At 66.4% G+C, this 17116-nt stretch carries 15 protein-coding genes; 7 read left to right on the top strand and 8 right to left on the bottom strand.

Features of this window, described 5'->3' with window-relative positions:
• Positions 1-36: 36 nt before the first annotated feature.
• From pgeF to lgt, 4 genes are all read right to left on the bottom strand, one after another.
• Positions 37-795, bottom strand: a complete 759-nt coding sequence (gene pgeF, locus EQZ23_RS13710; RefSeq protein WP_206364259.1) for a peptidoglycan editing factor PgeF — start codon at positions 793-795, stop codon at positions 37-39.
• A complete protein-coding gene (locus EQZ23_RS13705; RefSeq protein WP_128454999.1) occupies positions 792-1301 on the bottom strand; it encodes an N-acetyltransferase in 510 nt (169 codons plus the stop codon). Before EQZ23_RS13705 ends, pgeF begins: the two co-directional genes overlap by 4 nt.
• Positions 1298-2344 (bottom strand): SAM-dependent methyltransferase, encoded by a 1047-nt coding sequence (locus EQZ23_RS13700; RefSeq protein WP_240663575.1) that lies wholly within the window; start codon positions 2342-2344, stop codon positions 1298-1300. Before EQZ23_RS13700 ends, EQZ23_RS13705 begins: the two co-directional genes overlap by 4 nt.
• A gap of 143 nt (positions 2345-2487) precedes the next feature.
• Positions 2488-3402 carry a prolipoprotein diacylglyceryl transferase gene (gene lgt / locus EQZ23_RS13695; protein ID WP_128454998.1) on the bottom strand — a complete coding sequence of 305 codons (915 nt, stop codon included), beginning with the start codon at positions 3400-3402 and terminating at the stop codon, positions 2488-2490.
• Positions 3403-3439: 37 nt separating this feature from the next.
• Here lgt and EQZ23_RS13690 point away from each other — a divergent pair, with 37 nt between their 5' ends.
• The 4 genes from EQZ23_RS13690 to phbB all read left to right on the top strand — a co-directional run bounded on the left by EQZ23_RS13690 (position 3440) and on the right by phbB (position 9271).
• A complete protein-coding gene (locus tag EQZ23_RS13690) occupies positions 3440-5128 on the top strand; it encodes a class I adenylate-forming enzyme family protein (protein ID WP_206364258.1) in 1689 nt (562 codons plus the stop codon).
• Between the two features lie 198 nt (positions 5129-5326).
• Complete coding sequence (locus EQZ23_RS13685) at positions 5327-7513, top strand: molybdopterin cofactor-binding domain-containing protein (RefSeq protein WP_128454997.1); 2187 nt, start codon at positions 5327-5329, stop codon at positions 7511-7513.
• Entirely contained in the window at positions 7510-8517 is a 1008-nt protein-coding gene (gene hemH, locus EQZ23_RS13680) for a ferrochelatase (RefSeq protein ID WP_128454996.1), read from the top strand. The genes EQZ23_RS13685 and hemH overlap by 4 nt, the downstream gene beginning before the upstream one ends.
• Positions 8518-8548: 31 nt before the next feature.
• Positions 8549-9271, top strand: coding sequence for an acetoacetyl-CoA reductase (gene phbB, locus EQZ23_RS13675; RefSeq protein WP_128454995.1), 723 nt, complete (start codon positions 8549-8551; stop codon positions 9269-9271).
• A 274-nt stretch (positions 9272-9545) separates the two neighbouring features.
• On the opposite strand, the gene murA is transcribed toward phbB, so the two are convergent.
• Positions 9546-10829: a UDP-N-acetylglucosamine 1-carboxyvinyltransferase gene (gene murA, locus EQZ23_RS13670; RefSeq protein ID WP_128454994.1), complete on the bottom strand. Its 1284-nt coding sequence runs from the start codon at positions 10827-10829 to the stop codon at positions 9546-9548.
• A 229-nt stretch (positions 10830-11058) separates the two neighbouring features.
• On the opposite strand from murA, the gene EQZ23_RS13665 reads away from it, so the two are divergent.
• Positions 11059-11742 carry a Crp/Fnr family transcriptional regulator gene (locus EQZ23_RS13665; protein ID WP_240663641.1) on the top strand — a complete coding sequence of 228 codons (684 nt, stop codon included), beginning with the start codon at positions 11059-11061 and terminating at the stop codon, positions 11740-11742.
• 44 nt (positions 11743-11786) lie between these two features.
• On the opposite strand, the gene clpS is transcribed toward EQZ23_RS13665, so the two are convergent.
• The 3 genes from clpS to phaC form a co-directional block, all read right to left on the bottom strand.
• On the bottom strand, positions 11787-12122 hold the full coding sequence (gene clpS / locus EQZ23_RS13660; RefSeq protein ID WP_128455586.1) for an ATP-dependent Clp protease adapter ClpS: 336 nt from the start codon (positions 12120-12122) through the stop codon (positions 11787-11789).
• A 199-nt stretch (positions 12123-12321) separates the two neighbouring features.
• A complete protein-coding gene (locus tag EQZ23_RS13655; protein WP_240663574.1) occupies positions 12322-12771 on the bottom strand; it encodes a phasin family protein in 450 nt (149 codons plus the stop codon).
• 336 nt (positions 12772-13107) lie between these two features.
• Entirely contained in the window at positions 13108-14820 is a 1713-nt protein-coding gene (gene phaC / locus EQZ23_RS13650; RefSeq protein WP_128454991.1) for a class I poly(R)-hydroxyalkanoic acid synthase, read from the bottom strand.
• A gap of 290 nt (positions 14821-15110) precedes the next feature.
• Here phaC and EQZ23_RS13645 point away from each other — a divergent pair, with 290 nt between their 5' ends.
• Positions 15111-16319, top strand: coding sequence for an LL-diaminopimelate aminotransferase (locus tag EQZ23_RS13645; RefSeq protein ID WP_128454990.1), 1209 nt, complete (start codon positions 15111-15113; stop codon positions 16317-16319).
• A 7-nt stretch (positions 16320-16326) separates the two neighbouring features.
• Positions 16327-17103: a sulfite exporter TauE/SafE family protein gene (locus EQZ23_RS13640; protein ID WP_128454989.1), complete on the top strand. Its 777-nt coding sequence runs from the start codon at positions 16327-16329 to the stop codon at positions 17101-17103.
• The last annotated feature ends 13 nt before the right edge of the window (positions 17104-17116 follow it).

Below are 17116 nucleotides of genomic sequence, written 5' to 3'. Positions count from 1 at the left end.
AGCAATGCAGGATTTGGGACCCGTTACAGTCCCTCGTTACAGGCCGATGATGCTGATCTGGCGTCCATAGGAGGGTTCGCCGCGGTGGGTCGCGCGCCGATAGCTGAAGAAGCGATCCGCGTCGGTGTAGGTGTCGAGCCCGAGCGCCTCGATTCGGCCGATCCCGGCAACCGCGAGGCGGCTGACGACATAGGCTTCGAGATCGAACTGGTAATGGTCGGCACGGCCATCAGCGAAGAAGCGTTCGTTCTCCGGATCCGCCTCGCAGAACCGGCGGATGAAGGCGTCGTCCACCTCGTAACTGGCACGCGCGATGCACGGCCCGACTGCGGCGACGATGCGGTCGCGGTGTGCGCCGATCGCCTCCATCGCGAGGATCGTCGCGTCGGTCACGCCGCCGAGCGCGCCCTTCCAGCCGGCATGCGCGGCGGCGACGACGCCGGCTTGCGCATCGGCGAACAGCACGGGTGCGCAGTCCGCGGTGAGGATAGCTAGCGCAAGGCCGGGCCGGTTGGTGACCAGCGCATCGGCGTGCGGGCGCAGTGCATCGTCGAACGGTTCGATCACCGTCACCGCGTCGGCGGAATGAACCTGATACAGGCCGACGAGCCTAGCGCCGGGCAGCACAGCCTCGGTCGCGCGGCGACGGTTTTCGGCGATGTTTGCGGGCTCGTCGTCCGATCCGATGCCCACATTGAGGCTCGCATAGGCACCAGTCGAGGCGCCACCGCGACGGCCAAGAAAGCCGTGCGGGATGTCGCCGAGCGACTTTGCGCGGATTACGTCGACGGTCATAATTCAAGCCTCATGATCCGATCATCGTCCGGCTGCTCGCCGACCATGAACACATACCGCCCGATCTCGACGAACCCGTAGCGCTGATAGAACCGGATCGCGCGCGCATTGTCGACAAACACGCTCAGGATCATCTCCGTGCGGCCGCCCGCGCGTGCGGTGGCGATCGCCCAGTCCATCAGGGCGGGGCCGATCCCGGCGCCATGCTGATCGCGCAGGACGTAGAGTTGGTAAAGCTCGACAGCCGTCGCGGGCCAGTCGCCAGGGAACGCGACCGGGCCGGTCTTGGCGAATCCGACGATCCTGCCGTCGGCCGTCGCGATTCGGATCTTGTAGGTCGGGTCCGAGAGCTGCGCAGGCAAACCTGCCGCGCCGAATGCCTGGTCGAGAAACGTGGCGAGGTCTTCGGGGCGATACAGCGTGCCAAACGTCTCGGTGAACGAGCGTTTCGCCATCGCGGCAAGCTCGGGCCCGTCCGCGGGAACGGCGTCTCTGTAAGCGATCACGCAAACGCCGCCGGGTTCGGCCAGGACGGCGCGGTGATCGCCAGCGCTTTGAACAGCGTGCCCATGTCGTCCATCAGCCGCTGTCGATCCGCACCGAGCGCATCGGCGCGATCGGGGGACGCTTTCGCCAGCGCCGAAGTGCGCGAATCGATGCCGAGCCCGCCGAGCAAATCGCGCTGCGTGACGGGACCCCAGGCGACCGCGCCCCCGGCCTGCGCCGCAGCGGCGAGCGTGGTGAAATCGACATGCGCGGTGAGGTCATGCTCGCCGGGCGCCTCGAACGGGTTGGCAAACGCGTGGCCCCGCACCGCCTGCAAGCTGTCGCCGAGCGCCGGGCCTTCATAGCCATAATCGATCGCGATCAGCGCGCCGCCCTGCGCGGCGATCCGCTGAGCGAGGCCGCGGACGATCGTCACGGCCGCGGGCGAGGTTTCGAGGATCGAGCCGGCCGGCGCATCGCGGAATGGCTCGGGAATCACCGCGTCGGGAAGCGGCTTGCCGGCGATCGGCAGGAACAGGAGGTCCTGCGCGGCGACGAGGCGTTCGTGCCATTGCTCGCGCTTCACCAGCTGGCGGATCGGGAGCGCGTCGAAGAACTCGTTGGCGACAACGATCAGTGGTCGATCGGTCGGCAGCGTGTCGATCGCATCGTGCCACGTCGCGACCGGCACGCGCTCCGCCTGGGCTTTCCGCAACGCCGGACTGGTTTCGACCAAATGCACGTCCGGGTGAAGGCCCGCCTTCGCCATCGCCCGCATGGCGTCGGCGGCGAGCGTCCCGCGGCCGGGGCCGAGCTCGACCCATGCCACGTCCACGCGGCCGGCGCGGTCCCACAGGTCCGCGCACCACAGGCCGATCAGTTCGCCGAACATCTGGCTGATCTCGGGCGCGGTGGTGAAATCGCCCGCCGCCCCCAGCGGATCGCGCGTCGCGTAATAATGCGCGTTGGCCGCCGCCATATACTGCGCGACGGGGATCGGCCCCGCGAGCGCGATCGCTCGAGCGAGACGTTCGGGAAGGGCAGTGTTGGGTATGTCGACCATCTTAAAGCTCTCTACCACCCCGGCGGAGGCCGGGGCCCAATCGGGAAGGTCGAAGTAACTGCGCGCAACGCGTGTCACGACCGACGTTCCACTTGGGCCCCGGCCTCCGCCGGGGTGGTACTTAATTCACAAGGGAACGCGAGTCAGGCAACGCTCTGCGTCCCTGCGATCGGCTCGACCCGCACGCGGCGCTTGGCCGAGGTCGCCACCAGATACGCACCGCCGGCGATCATCGGCACGCACAGCCACTGCCCCATGTGCAGCCCGGTATGCTCGGCAAAGGCGCGCAACTGCGAATCGGGTTCTCGGAAGAATTCCGCCGTGAACCGCGCGAGGCCGTAGCCGAGCACGAACAGCCCGACGAGCTTGCCCGGATCATAGCGCGCCTTGGTCTTCCAGAACGCGAACCAGAGCAGCGCGAACAGGAGGATGCCTTCGAGCCCCGCCTCGTACAGCTGGCTCGGGTGACGCGCCGGCTCGACCATGCCGAACGGCACGGTGCGCTCGAAGATGATGCCCCAGGCGACGTCGGTCGGCTTGCCCCAGAGCTCGCCGTTGACGAAGTTCGCAAGCCGCCCGAAGAACAGGCCGAACGGTACGCAGCACGCGATATAATCGTGGACGCGCAACCAGTTGAGCTGATGCTTCCGCGCGAACAGGATCAGCCCGATCGACGTGCCGATCACCCCGCCGTGGAACGACATGCCGCCATCCCAGAGCCGGAAGATGCGCAGCGGATGCAGGAACATCTCGGGCGCGTAGAAGATCACATAGCCGAGCCGCCCGCCGAGGATGATGCCGAGCGTCGCGTAGAAGACGAGGTCGTCGGCATGGCGCCGCGCCATCGGCGCGCCGGGCTGTGCAAGCAACTTGAGCAGATACCACCAGCCGAGCAGGATCCCGCCGATATAGGCGAGGCTGTACCAGCGCAGCGTGAAGAACCCGATCGAGAAGACGTCGGGGTGGAGCCCCAGATCCTCGAAGCGGATGTGACTGCCGACGGCAGCAGAAATGGTCGACAGGATCAAAGGCTTTTCCCCACGCGTTCGCCCCTGCATAAAGAGCGATAACGATAAGACCAAGTAGGAGAGCGATATGCGGACCGAGCTCGATGCGGCTATGGATTCGACGATGGCTGCGCTGACCGCGCCCGACGGCATGCTGGCGCTAGGGTCGGCCGAGCGATTCGGGGTGACCCTGCCGACGATCGCCGCCGCCCCGCCCGCGCTCAGTTACTATTTCGCGCATTACGCCAACGAACACCGCGACGCCGTCTTCCTGGTCGCGGGCGACGAGCGGCTGACGTTCGGCGAGGTCTATGCCGCTGCCGAACGAGTCGCGCGCGCGCTGGTCGACGGACACGGCATGACGAAGGGCGACCGAATCGGCATCGCGATGCGCAATTCGCCGTCGTGGATCGTGCTGTACATGGGGATCGTCATGGCGGGCGGTGTCGCGACGTTGCTCAACGGCTGGTGGCAAGCGGAGGAGCTGGAAACGGCAATCCGCGACGTCGACTGCGCGCTCGTTTTCGCCGATCCGCCGCGGATGAGACGCCTCGCGCAGATCGCCAGCCTCGCGGCTCCGGTGGTCGAGATCGACGATACGCTGCCGATTGCCGAGGCGCTCGGCGCGGTTTTCGCAAAGGATCACCACACCGCCGACCTGCCCCCACTCGGCCCCGAGGATCACGCCACGATTCTCTTCACCAGCGGTTCGACGGGCCAATCGAAGGGCGCCTTGTCCGAGCACCGCGCGATCGTGCAGGGCGTGTTCAACTATCTGGCCCAGGTGATGATGATGGTCGGCATCTCGACCGCACAGGGCAATCCACCGGTCGGCCAGCCTGTCACGCTGCTGACGATCCCACTGTTCCACATCACCGGCGAAGTACCGGTGTTCCTCCAGAGCTTCGCGATGGGCCGCAAACTGGTCCTGATGCCAAAATGGGATGCGGGCGAGGCGATGCGGCTGATCGAGGCGGAGGGTGTTACCTATTTCGTCGGCGTGCCGCTGATGAGTTTCGAGATCCTCAACCATCCCGATCGCGCGAATTACGACCTGTCCACCGTCACCGACTTCGCGGCGGGCGGCGCGCCGCGCCCGGTTGATCACGTCCGCCGGCTCGATGCCGAAATGGGCGGAAGCGCGCCGCTGATCGGGTACGGGCTCACCGAGACCAACGCGGTCGGCACCGGCAACTGGCGCAGCAACTACCTCGCCAAGCCCAATTCCGCTGGCCGCGCGGGCGCACCGCTGGTCGACCTCGCGATCCTCGACGATGCCGGCCACCCGGTCGACCAGGGCCAGCGCGGCGAGGTGTGCATCCGCACGATCTGCAACTTCAAGGAATATTGGAACCGCCCGGATGCAACCGCCGCGGCGTTCACATCGGACGGGTATTTCCGGACCGGCGACATCGGCTATCTCGACGAGGACGATTACCTGTTCATCGTCGACCGCAAGAAGGACATCATCATCCGCGGCGGCGAGAACATCTCGTGCCAGGAGGTCGAGGCGGCGCTCTACGAACACCCCGCAGTCGCGGAGGCTGCGGTGTTCGGGCTGGCCGACGAGCGCTTCGGCGAGGTGCCGGGCGCGGTGGTCGTGGTGCGCGACGGCGAGACGCTGACGGCGGACGATCTCTGCGCGTTCCTCTACCAGCATATCGCCGCGTTCAAGGTACCGCAGCGAATCTGGATGTCGGATACACCTCTCCCCCGGTTGGGGACGGAAAAGATCGACAAGGTCTCGCTCAAGACCACGTACCGCGCGCTGGCCTGAACTTTCGCTGCGCTAGGCACATCCCGTGCTTGGGATATGCCCAGCCCCACCGCCGTCATCCTGCCGAAAGTCAGGATCCAGGATAACAAGCGCAACCTGTTTGGCTCTGGATCCTGACTTGCGTCCGGATGACGGCCGCGCCGGCCCTATGTCGCGCTCCACCTTCTCGACGTCGGGGAGAAGGATTAAGGCCACGGCATGATCACTAGGCGCAGCATACTAGTCGGCGGGGGCGCAGGCGTCGGCCTGGTCGTCGCCTGGGGCCTGTGGCCGCGCAGCTACGCGCCGAACCTCGTCGCCAACCCAGGCGAAACCCCGTTCGGCGCCTGGCTGAAGATCGGCACCGACGGCCATGTCACCGTCGCGGTCCCGCAGGTCGAGCACGGGCAAGGCGTCTACACCACGCTGCCCCAGATCGTCGCCGACGAACTCGGCGCGGACTGGCGGACGGTCGGCGTCGAACCGGCACCGCTCAACCCGCTCTACGCCAACCCGCTCGGCACGCATGACCTGTTCGAGGGGCTATTCGATCGCCTTCCCGGAGGCACGGCACAGCCGCCGATGCTGACCGGCGCATCCAGTTCGATCCGGATGTTCGAACAAGCCTGCCGCCAGGCCGGCGCCGGCGCGCGGGCGCTGCTTTGCATGGCGGCGGCGAAGCGCTGGGATGCCGACTGGACTGTGGTGAACGTCGATGCCGGCTTCTGCACGCATGCGGGTAAGCGCATCCGCTTCGCCGAACTTGCCGAAGAGGCGGCGGCATTTACCCTTCCCGATCCACTGCCGCTCGGCATCCAGGGCGCTGGCAAGCTGGCTGGCACGTCGGTGCCAAGGCTAGACGCACCCGCCAAGGTCGACGGATCGGCGAACTTCGCCGGTGACGTACGGCTTGCCGACATGGTCCATGCCGCGATCCGCCAAGGCCCTGTCGGCAGCCGGCTGGTGAAGGTCGACCGCGCCGCCGCCGATCGGATCCGCGGCGTGCTGTCGGTCGTGGAAAATCCGGATTGGGTGGCCGCGGTGGCGACGACCGGGTGGGCGGCGCAGAAGGCGCTCGATGCACTCGCGCCACGGTTCGAGAATGACGGCCCCCTCCCCGATTCGGCGTCGATCGACTCGGCGCTGGACGGCGCGCTCGCGGGCCCTGGCACGCGGATGACCTCGACCGGCGATGTCGAGGCGACGTTCCAGGGCGCCAAGCTCGTCACCGCGACCTACCGCGCGGGTCTCGGGCTGCACGCGGCGATGGAAACGCGCAGCGCGACCGCGTCCTTCTCGAATGGCCGGCTCGAACTCTGGCTCGCGACCCAGGCGCCGGGCCTGGCCCGTGCCGCGGCGGCACGCGCGGCGGGTCTGAGCGAGGGTGCTGTCGTCGTGCATCCGATGCTGGTCGGCGGATCGTTCGGCGCCGCGCTCGAGCACGACGTCGCCGAGCAGGCCGCGATCCTCGCGGTCAAGCTCCGGCGTCCCGTCAGCCTCGTCTGGTCGCGCGGAGAAGACTCGCTCCACGACCATTACCGCGCGCCAGCAGTCGCGAAAATGGCGGCGCGACTTGCCCCCAACGGCGCGATCATGGGCTGGAGCGCGACCATCGCCGCACCCGCGACCGGCGCCGCAATGGCGCGACGGATGCTGCCGGGGCTTGCGACCGAGGCGGCGCTGATTGGCGTGGCAGGCGACCGCTATGCCGTGGCAGGTGCAACGCCGGTCTATCGCATTCCGGCCTACGCGATCGATCATCATCCCGCCGAGATCGGCATACCGACGGGCCACCTCCGCGGCGGCGCGCATGGCTATACCGCGTTCTTCACCGAATGCTTCCTCGACGAACTGGCGCACGCGGCTCAGTCCGAACCGCTGTCGTTCAGGATCGGCATGCTCGGCCAAGAACCACGTCTGGCGCGCTGCCTGTCGACCGCGGCGGCGCTCGGCGGCTGGAACGGCGGCGTGGCCGGCAGTGGCCAGGGCATCGCTTGCCATGCTTTCCGGGGCAGCTACATCGCCGTCATGGCCGAAGCGCATCTCGGCGCAGACCAGAAGCCGGTGGTCGACCGGCTCGTCGCCGCGGTCGACTGCGGCGCGCAGATCAACCCCGACATCGTCCGCCAGCAGATCGAGGGTGGCCTGATCTTCGGCATGGCCTCGGCACTGGGCGCGTCGACAGGCTTCACCCGCGGCCTCGCCGACGCACGCGGGTTCGACACGATCGCGTTGCCTCGCCTTGCCGACACCCCCGACATCACCATTGAACTCATCCGCAGCGAAGACGCGCCCGGCGGAATCGGTGAACTCGGCGTCCCGGCGGTCGCGCCGGCAATTGCCAACGCGCTCCATGCCGCAACGGGCTTTCGCATCCGCCATTTGCCTTTAAGACCAGCATCATGACCCTACCCCCCGATCATCCGCCGATTCCCAAGCCCCGCATCGGCGTCTTGCTGATGAACCTCGGCACGCCCGATGGCCCCGATGTGAAATCGGTGAAGCGCTATCTCGGCGAATTCCTGTCCGACGGCCGTGTCGTCGAGATCCCGCAGATCGCCTGGCAGCCGATCCTGCGCGGGATCATCCTGAATACGCGGCCCAAACAATCCGCGCACGCCTATGCGCAGGTCTGGCGCGAGGACGGTTCGCCGCTGGCCGCCATCACGCGGTTGCAGGCGGCGGCGTTGAAGGACGCGTTCGGACCGGAAGTGCTGGTCGACTGGGCGATGCGCTACGGCAATCCGTCGATCGCCGACCGGCTGACGGCGATGAAGGCGGCGGGCTGCGAGCGCATTTTGCTCGCGCCGCTCTACCCGCAATATTGCGCGGCGACGACCGCGACCGCGAACGACAAGGCGTTCAAGCATCTCGCGGGCTTGCGCTGGCAGCCGGCGATCCGCACGTTGCCGCCCTATTACGACGACACGCTGTATATCGATGCGTTGAAGGACTCGCTCGAAGCGGGACTGGGCGCGCTCGATTTCACGCCCGACGCGATCGTCGCAAGTTTCCACGGGATGCCGAAGCGGACGTTGCAGCAGGGCGATCCCTATCACTGCCACTGCCAGAAGACCGCGCGGTTGCTCGGCGAGCGCATGGGGCGCGAGCTGACGATCGCGTTCCAGTCGCGGTTCGGGCCGCAGAAATGGCTGGGTCCGGCGACCGACGAGACGCTGGTCGCGCTCGCCAAGGCCGGCAAGACCAAGGTCGCGATCTTCGCGCCGGGCTTTTCCGCCGATTGTCTCGAGACGCTGGAGGAGCTGTCGATCCGCGGGCGCGAGAGCTTCGAGGAGGCGGGCGGGACGCATTTCGCGTACCTGCCGTGCCTCAACGACAGCCCGGTCGGCGTAGAAATGCTGCGCAGCATTTTGGCGCGCGAGCTTGAAGGATGGGTACGGCCCGGTTAACCTTGCGCAAAATCTACGAGGAGAGAGACTGATGGCACGCGTCGCAATTGTAACCGGTGGTACGCGCGGAATCGGCGAAGCGATCAGTCTCGCATTGCAGGAGATGGGCCTGACCGTCGCCGCAACCTATGCCGGCAATGACGAGCGCGCGCGGGAGTTCACCGAGCGGACCGGGATCAAGGCGTATAAGTGGGACGTCGCCGATTACGACGCATGCCAGGCGGGCTGCGCGCAGGTCGCGGCGGATCTCGGCGATGTCGATATCGTCGTGAACAACGCCGGCATCACTCGCGATGGCACGATCCTGAAGATGACCTACCAGGATTGGAAAGAGGTGATGGACACCAATCTTGGCGGTTGTTTCAACATGGCCAAGGCGGTGTTCCCCGGCATGCGGACGCGCAAATGGGGGCGTATCGTCAATATCGGCTCGATCAACGGGCAGGCCGGACAGTACGGCCAAGTAAACTACGCCGCAGCGAAATCGGGCATCCACGGGTTTACGAAGGCTTTGGCGCAGGAGGGCGCGCGCGCTGGCGTGACAGTTAACGCGATCGCGCCGGGCTATATCGATACGGACATGGTGGCGGCGGTGCCAGCCGACGTATTGGAGAAGATCGTGGCCAAGATCCCGGTCGGGCGGCTGGGCCAGGCGACCGAGATCGCGCGCGGCGTGGCGTTTCTCTGCTCCGAGGAGGGCGGGTTCGTTACCGGGTCGACGCTGAGCATCAATGGCGGGCAGCACATGTACTGACGGGCGCAGGCGCGGGAAACCGCGCCGTCGCCTGTAAGCGAAGCGAGCGGGCAGCGACCGGCACGGCCGGCGGGTCGGTTCACCGAACCCGTCCGACGGCGGCTTTGCCGGCGGCGCTGAGTAGATGTGTACCAGATTACCAACGACAGCACTGCTTGATTCTGGGGCCCCGCCTTCGCGGGGGAACTGCTTAGTAACACCCCTAAGCGCGTATCAGAGAAGGCCTTGCCAACTGGGCCCAGGCCTCCGCCGGGGTGGTGGAAAGGTCCAACCCTCACCCGTCGCTTGCGCGCTCGATATCCGCACCCACCGCCGAAAGCTTTTCCTCCAGCCGCTCATACCCGCGGTCGAGGTGGTATACCCGCCCGACCGACGTCTCGCCGTCCGCCGCGAGCCCGGCCAAGATCAAGCTCATCGACGCGCGGAGATCGGTCGCCATGACCGGCGCCCCGACCAGCTTGTCGACGCCGCGCACCACCGCGGTCCGCCCGCGTACCTGGATATCTGCGCCCATCCGCGCCAGTTCCGGCACATGCATGTAGCGGTTCTCGAAGATCGTCTCGGTCAGCACGCTGGCGCCGTCCGCCTTGCACAGCATCGCCATGAACTGCGCCTGCATGTCGGTCGCGAAGCCGGGGTACGGCGCGGTCGAGAGCGTCAGCGGCTTCAGCACGCCGTCCGACGCGACGCGCACGCCGTCCTTGGTCGGCGTCACCGACACGCCCGCCTCGACCAGCGCGTCGAACGTCGCCCCCATGTCGGGGATCGCCACGCCGACCAGTTCCAGGTCGCCGCCGGTGATCGCCGCGGCGCAGGCATAGCTGCCCGCCTCGATCCGGTCGGGCATCACCGCATAGGTCGCGCCGTGCAGCCGGTCGCGGCCTTCGATCGTCAGCGTCTCGGTGCCGATCCCGTCGATCGACGCGCCCATCGCGACGAGGCAGTTGCACAGGTCGACGATCTCGGGCTCGCGCGCGGCGTTCTCGATTACCGACGTCCCCTTGGCGAGCACCGCCGCCATGATCACGTTCTCGGTCGCGCCGACCGAGACGATCGGGAAACGATAGCGTCCGCCTGGCAGACGCCCGCCCGGCGCGGTCGCCCTCACATAGCCCGCCGCCATCTCCAGCTCCGCACCAATCGCCTCGAGCGCGCGCAGATGGAGATCGATCGGCCGATTACCGATTGCGCAGCCGCCCGGCAGCGACACCGTCGCCTCGCCGCCGCGCCCGAGCAGCGGCCCAAGCACGAGGATCGACGCGCGCATCTTCCGCACGATGTCATAAGGCGCCTCGGTCGAGGTCAAATTGCCCGCGCGGATCGTCATGACGCGACCGAAATCCTCGGGTCGCGTGCCTTGGATCGCGGTCGACGCGCCGAGTTGGTTGAGCAGATGGCCAAACCCGTCGACGTCCGCCAGCCGCGGCAAATTGCGCAGCGTCAGCGGCTCTTCGGTGAGCAGCGCGCATGGCATCAGCGTGAGTGCGGCGTTCTTCGCACCGGAAATGGGCAGGCGCCCGGACAGGCGATTGCCGCCGCGAATGAGAATACGGTCCATCCCGGGGTGTCTATCGTGGCTGACGGTCCGCGCAAGGGGCCCGCGCGCCACGACATGCCGGGAGACGACGAGAGGAGCCAAAGTCCGGGTCGCGCTAATGCCCGCGCTTGATCGACTTTAATGCGCGGGAATCATAGCTTTGCTCTGTGTCTCCACCAACATGGGGGACCATTTCAGAGTGCCGGACAGCTGCTTCGCCGACCGCGTCGGCGATCTCATCGACCTGTCGATGAACGAAAGGGCTGCGCTAGCGCGGTTTGAGGATCGGCCGCGCGAACTGCGTCGTGGTGCGATCCTGCTGCGGGAGAACGATCCGCAGGCCGAACTCTTCATCCTCCAGCGCGGCATGGCAATGAGCTATGTGCTGCTCGACGACGGCAGCCGCCAGATCCTCCGCTTCCTCTATGCCGGCGACATGCTGGCAGTGTCGGCGCTCGTCTATCGTGACTCGCCCGAAACGGTGGTCGCGCTGACCGACTGCACGGTGTGCCCGTTCGATCGCGCGGCGATGACTGCACTGGTCACGGATCATCCTAGGCTGTCGGCGATCATCATGGTGATGAACCAGATGGAGAAGGTGGCGCTGACCGACCGGCTCGCCGCGCTCGGCCGCACCTCGGCGAAGGCCCGCATCGCAGCGCTGCTGATCGAAATGCGCAACCGGATGCGGCTGCGCGACCAGGCGCTCGGCGACAGCTTCACTCTGGGACTGACCCAGGAGGAGATCGGCGACGCGACCGGGCTGACCGCGGTGCATGTCAACCGGATGCTGCGGCAGTTGGATGAGGACGGGCTGATCCGGCGCGAGGCTGGCCGGGTGACGCTGCTCAACGAAACGTTGCTGGCGCAGGCGGCGAATTACATCGACCGCTTCGACGGCCTCGATCTGCGCTGGTTGCCGCCCGCACGGTAGCTATCGATCCCCCCCGCCAGGGGAGGATCAGGGGTATCAGCCCCTCACGCCTTCTCGAGCGTGCACTGCAGCGGATGCTGGTTCTGGCGGGCGAAATCCATGACCTGCGACACCTTGGTCTCGGCCACCTCGTAGCTGAACGTGCCGCATACCCCGACGCCCTTCTGATGCACGTGCAGCATGACGCGAGTCGCCGCCTCCATGTCCATCCGGAAGAACCGCTGGAGGCACAGCACGACGAATTCCATCGGGGTATAATCGTCGTTGAGCATCAGCACGCGGTAGGGCGTGGGCTGTTTGGTCTTCGCGCGCGTCTTGGTCGCGATGCCGGTGCCCGTGCCACCGGTGCCGTCTTCGCCATCGTCACGGCGCTCGGCCATCCGTTCGGCGGCCATCGTTTCTACGGCCATCATTTCAGAGTTCACCACCATGCTGCCAAAATATGGCATGCCCGGGGGCAAGAGCAAGGGGTCGACCGTAAACGCCGCGGTAAAACACGGACGTAAAAAAAGGGGCGACCGTCGCGTGACGGCCGCCCCCTTTTCCCGTCACACCGCCCGGAGGCGGCGCGGCGTCGGCTCAGGCCGAGATCTTCATCTTGTCGGTCGCGACCGCGACGCGGTTCGAGATCGGCTGTGCGAACTCACCGAACATCTTGAGCATGCGCTCGGTCGAGCGCGAGCCCTCCGCGATCATCGCGTCGAACGCGGTGCGCGCGTAATCGCTCTGGAGCTTCATGAACTCGGTCGGCGACTTGGCAGCGGCGAGCGTCTTGGCGGCTTCGGTCGCGCTCTCGAACGAGGTCTTGGCGTAATCAGCCGCTTCCTGGCCGAGCGCCTCGACGTTCTTCGCAGCGATCTTCGACGATTCGACCAGCGCCTCGACATTGCCCTTCCCGAAGGCGACGAAATCTTCGGCCATCTTCGCCGACTTCTCCATCGCGCCCTTGGCCTGCTCGTTGAACTCGGCGGTGTTCGCACCCGTGAAAAGGGCCTTGGTCTTCTCGGTGATGCTGTGAATCGTTTCCATCGTGGCGTCCTTCGTTTCGCTGACAGGGATCCCCGACGGCGCAATGGCCTCGATCGGGGTGGGGGAGTCCGGGTGCGGCGATACAAAAGCAGCCGCGGGAGGTGAGTCGATCGCCGGCGTCTTGGCGGCCGGCCTGGGTGCCGGTTTTGCCGGCTTGGCGACTGTCCGACGAGCCTTCGCGGTGGCGACAGGCTTCGAACCGGCCTTGGCCGTCCGTTTCACGATATCCACCATCCACGCACCTCTCTTCGGAGTTATGTCGCGGTCTTTATACACGATTTGTGGCGTCGCACAATAAAATTGTGCAGCGCACCATGACGTTAACGGAAGGTAGCGCTATCGGGTTTTGACATACTCGCCGGGAGCCTCGCCAAGTGCCGCAAGCGCCCCCTTGCCGGGTTGCCTAACCCCTTTAGCCGAAACGGTTTTCGGACCGATCCCCCGCAACCACTCGACCCAGTCGGGCCACCAGCTTCCCTTGGTCTCCGTCGCCCCCGTCACAAAGTCCTCGAGCGTCGTATGCGGGGAGGGATTGGTCCAATACTGATATTTCCCCGCCGCCGGTGGATTCACGACTCCGGCGATATGCCCGGACCCTGCCAGCACGAACTTCAGCGGCCCGCCGAACAGCTGCGTCAGCTTCCACACGCTTTCCGCCGGCGCGATATGATCCTCGCGCCCGGCCTGGACATAGCTCGGCGTCATCACCGTCGTCAGGTCGAGCGGCGTCCCGTCGACGCTGATCGCCCCCGACTTCACCAGCAGATTGTCGCGGTACAGATCGGTCAGATAGCTCAGATGCCATTTTGCCGGCAGGTTGGTGGTGTCGCCGTTCCAGTGGAGCAGATCGAACGGCACGTAATCCTGGCCCAGCAGATAGTTCTGCGTGACGTAGTTCCAGATCAGGTCGCGCCCGCGCAGCAGATTGAACGTCGTCGCCATGTAGCGCCCGTCGAGGAACCCCTCGGGCGACAGCGACGCGACCATCTTCAACTGCTCGTCGTCGATGAAATACTGCAGCTCGCCGGCCTGCGCGAAATCGACCTGGGCGGTGAAGAACGTCGCGCTCGCTACCTTTTCCGCCTGCCCGCGTGCCGTCAGCAGCGCGAGCGTTGCGGCGAGCGTAGTCCCCGCCACGCAATAGCCGATCGTGTGGACCGCCGGCACTTTCAGCGCAGTCCGGACCGTGTCGATCGCCTCGACCTGCGCGCCGACATAATCATCCCAGATCACGTCCTTCATGCTCGCGTCGGCCGACTTCCACGACACCATGAACACCGTGATGCCCTGCTCGACCGCCCAGCGGATGAAGCTCTTCTCCGGCGTCAGGTCGAGGATGTAGAAGCGGTTGATCCACGGCGGGAAGATGACGAGCGGGGTCGCCAGCACCTTGTCCGTGGTCGGGCTGTACTGGATCAGTTCGTAGAGCGGCGTGCGCTTGATGACCTTGCCCGGCGTCATCGCCAGATTGCGCCCGAGTTCGAACGCGCCGTCAGGGGTGTGCGTCACCTGCCCGCGGGCGAGGTCCGCCATCATGTTCTGCAGGCCTTTGAGCAGATTCTCGCCGCGCGTCTCGATCGTCTTCTCGATCACCTGCGGGTTGGTCAGCGCGAAGTTGGTCGGGCTCATCGCGTCGACGAACCCCTTGGTCGCGAACCGCAACTGCTCCTTCTGCTTGGGATCGAGGCCGTCGACCGCCTCGACGCCGCGGATCATGTGGTCGCCGATCAGTTCGTAGCTCTGGCGGATCAGGTCGAACACCGGCTCGCGCCACTGCGGCGCCTTGAAGCGCTTGTCGGTGACCGGCGCAGGCTCGGGCGCCTTGGCAGGATCGAGAAAGCGCTGCCACAACGTCAGGCTCTCGGTCCAGAAATCGCGCGTGCGCTCCAGCGTGGCGGGATCGGTAAAGCCGGGGATCGCCGGCACCCCCTCGGGCGGCGCCTGCATCGCGGCGAGCCCCTGCTCCATCATCATTTGCTGCGCACGGCCCATTACCCAGGTCCAGTGCTGGAGATCGGGCAGGGTCGGGGTGGGAGGAGTTTCGGCCATGGCATCCTCTGATTTTTCTGGAGCTTAGCGGAGGTGTGCCGGTCGCGAAACCCAACCAATGTCCGTCACCCGCATCCCCGGCTCGTCACCCCAGCGAAAGCTGGGGTATTCCGGTTCGGGCCACACCATCCGCCAACAGGGAGACCCCAGCTTTCGCTGGGGTGACGGACATGGGGCCGGGGTACCACCCGAACCCGAATACTCCAGCTTTCGCCGACCCGACGAATGAGGCGGATGACGGCCAACCTCGCGTGCGGTACAGAACGCCTTCCTCCAACATGAGGCCTTCCATGTCCGAAGATTTCTACCGCATCAAACGCTTGCCCCCCTATGTCATCGCCGAAGTGAACGCGATGCGAGCGGCGGCGCGTGCGGGCGGTGAGGACATCATCGATCTCGGCATGGGCAATCCCGATCTGCCGCCCCCCGAGCACGTCATCGAGAAGCTCGTCGAAGTCGCGCGCAAGCCGAGCGCACACGGCTATTCGCAGTCGAAGGGCATTCCCGGCCTGCGCAAGGCACAGGCGAACTACTACGGCCGCCGGTTCGGCGTCGACGTCGATCCCGAGACCGAAGTCGTCGTGACGATGGGCTCGAAGGAAGGCCTTGCGAGCCTGGCCACGGCGATCACCGCGCCCGGCGATGTCGTGCTCGCGCCCAACCCGTCCTACCCGATCCACACCTTCGGCTTCATCATCGCCGGCGCGACGATCCGCGCGGTGCCAACCACCCCCGACGAGGCGTATTTCGAGAGCCTCGAGCGCGCGATGGCGTTCACCGTCCCAGCGCCCTCGGTGCTGGTGATGGGCTATCCGTCGAACCCGACCGCCGAAGTCGTCGATCTCGCCTTTTACGAGCGCGTCGTCGCGTTCGCCAAGAAGCACAAGCTGTGGGTGATCTCCGACCTCGCCTATTCGGAGCTGTATTACGACGGCAAGCCGACGCCTTCGATCCTCCAGGTGCCGGGCGCGAAGGATGTCGCGATCGAGTTCACGTCGCTGAGCAAGACCTATTCGATGGCCGGTTGGCGGATGGGCTTCGGGGTCGGCAACAAGACGCTGATCGCGGCGATGACGCGCGTGAAGTCGTATCTCGATTACGGCGCGTTCACGCCGATCCAGGCCGCGGCCTGCGCCGCGCTCAACGGCCCGCAGGATATCGTCGCGCGCAATCGCGAGCTGTATCACAAGCGCCGCGACGTGCTGGTCGAGAGCTTCGGCCGCGCCGGCTGGGATATCCCGAGCCCACGCGCGAGCATGTTCGCCTGGGCGCCGCTGCCGCCCGCCCTCGCGCATTTAGGCAGCCTTGAGTTCACCAAACAATTACTCACGCACGCTCACGTCGCGGTGGCCCCAGGGGTGGGCTACGGCGAAAACGGCGAGGGCTATGTGAGAATCGCGATGGTCGAGAACGAACAGCGGCTCCGCCAGGCGGCGCGCAACGTGAAGAAATACCTCACGAGCATGGGCGTCAACACGCCCGCGCGCGGTGCCGGCTAACCGCTTAGTGGATATCAATCCGTTATATTCGGTGGCCGGCGTGCTCGTCGGCCTCATCGTCGGGCTGACGGGTGTCGGGGGTGGATCGCTGATGACACCGCTGCTGGTGCTCGTCTTCGGCTTCCACCCCGCCACCGCGGTCGGCACCGACCTGCTTTACGCGTCGGCGACAAAGACCGTCGGCACGACCGTGCATGGCTGGCGCGGCACCGTCGATTGGCGCGTCGTCCGGCGGCTCGCCACCGGCAGCGTCCCCGCGGCGATCGCGACGTTGCTCGTGCTCAACCATCTCGGCGAGGCATCGTCCGACACGGGCCACGCGATCACCGTCGTGCTCGGGCTCACGCTTATCCTGTCGGCGGTCGCGACGTTCTTCCGCGGGCAGATCGTCGCGTGGCTGACGCCGCGGATCGGTACCGTCGGCGGCGAACGCCAGGCGATGCTGACGATCCTGCTGGGGGCCGTGCTCGGCGTGCTCGTGTCACTCACCTCGGTCGGCGCCGGCGCGCTGGGGATGACCGCGCTGCTGATCCTGTACCCGACGCTGCCCATCAACCGGCTGGTGGGCTCGGACATCGCTCATGCCGTCCCGCTGACGTTGCTCGGCGGGATCGGCCACTGGATACTCGGCTCGGTCGACGTCGACCTTCTGGTGTCGCTGCTGATCGGCTCGATTCCGGGGATCATCGTCGGCAGCCTGATCGCGACGCGCGTGTCCGACCGCGTCCTAGTGCCGGTGCTGGCGACCGTGCTGGCGATCGTCGGCGTCCGGCTGATCTTCTGATGGGGAGTTTTTG

It is taken from the genome of Sphingomonas sp. UV9 (genome assembly GCF_004101245.1).
Taxonomy (GTDB): domain Bacteria; phylum Pseudomonadota; class Alphaproteobacteria; order Sphingomonadales; family Sphingomonadaceae; genus Sphingomonas.
Note: the sequence above shows the minus strand (reverse complement) of the source record. Positions and strands in the feature narration are given on the sequence as shown.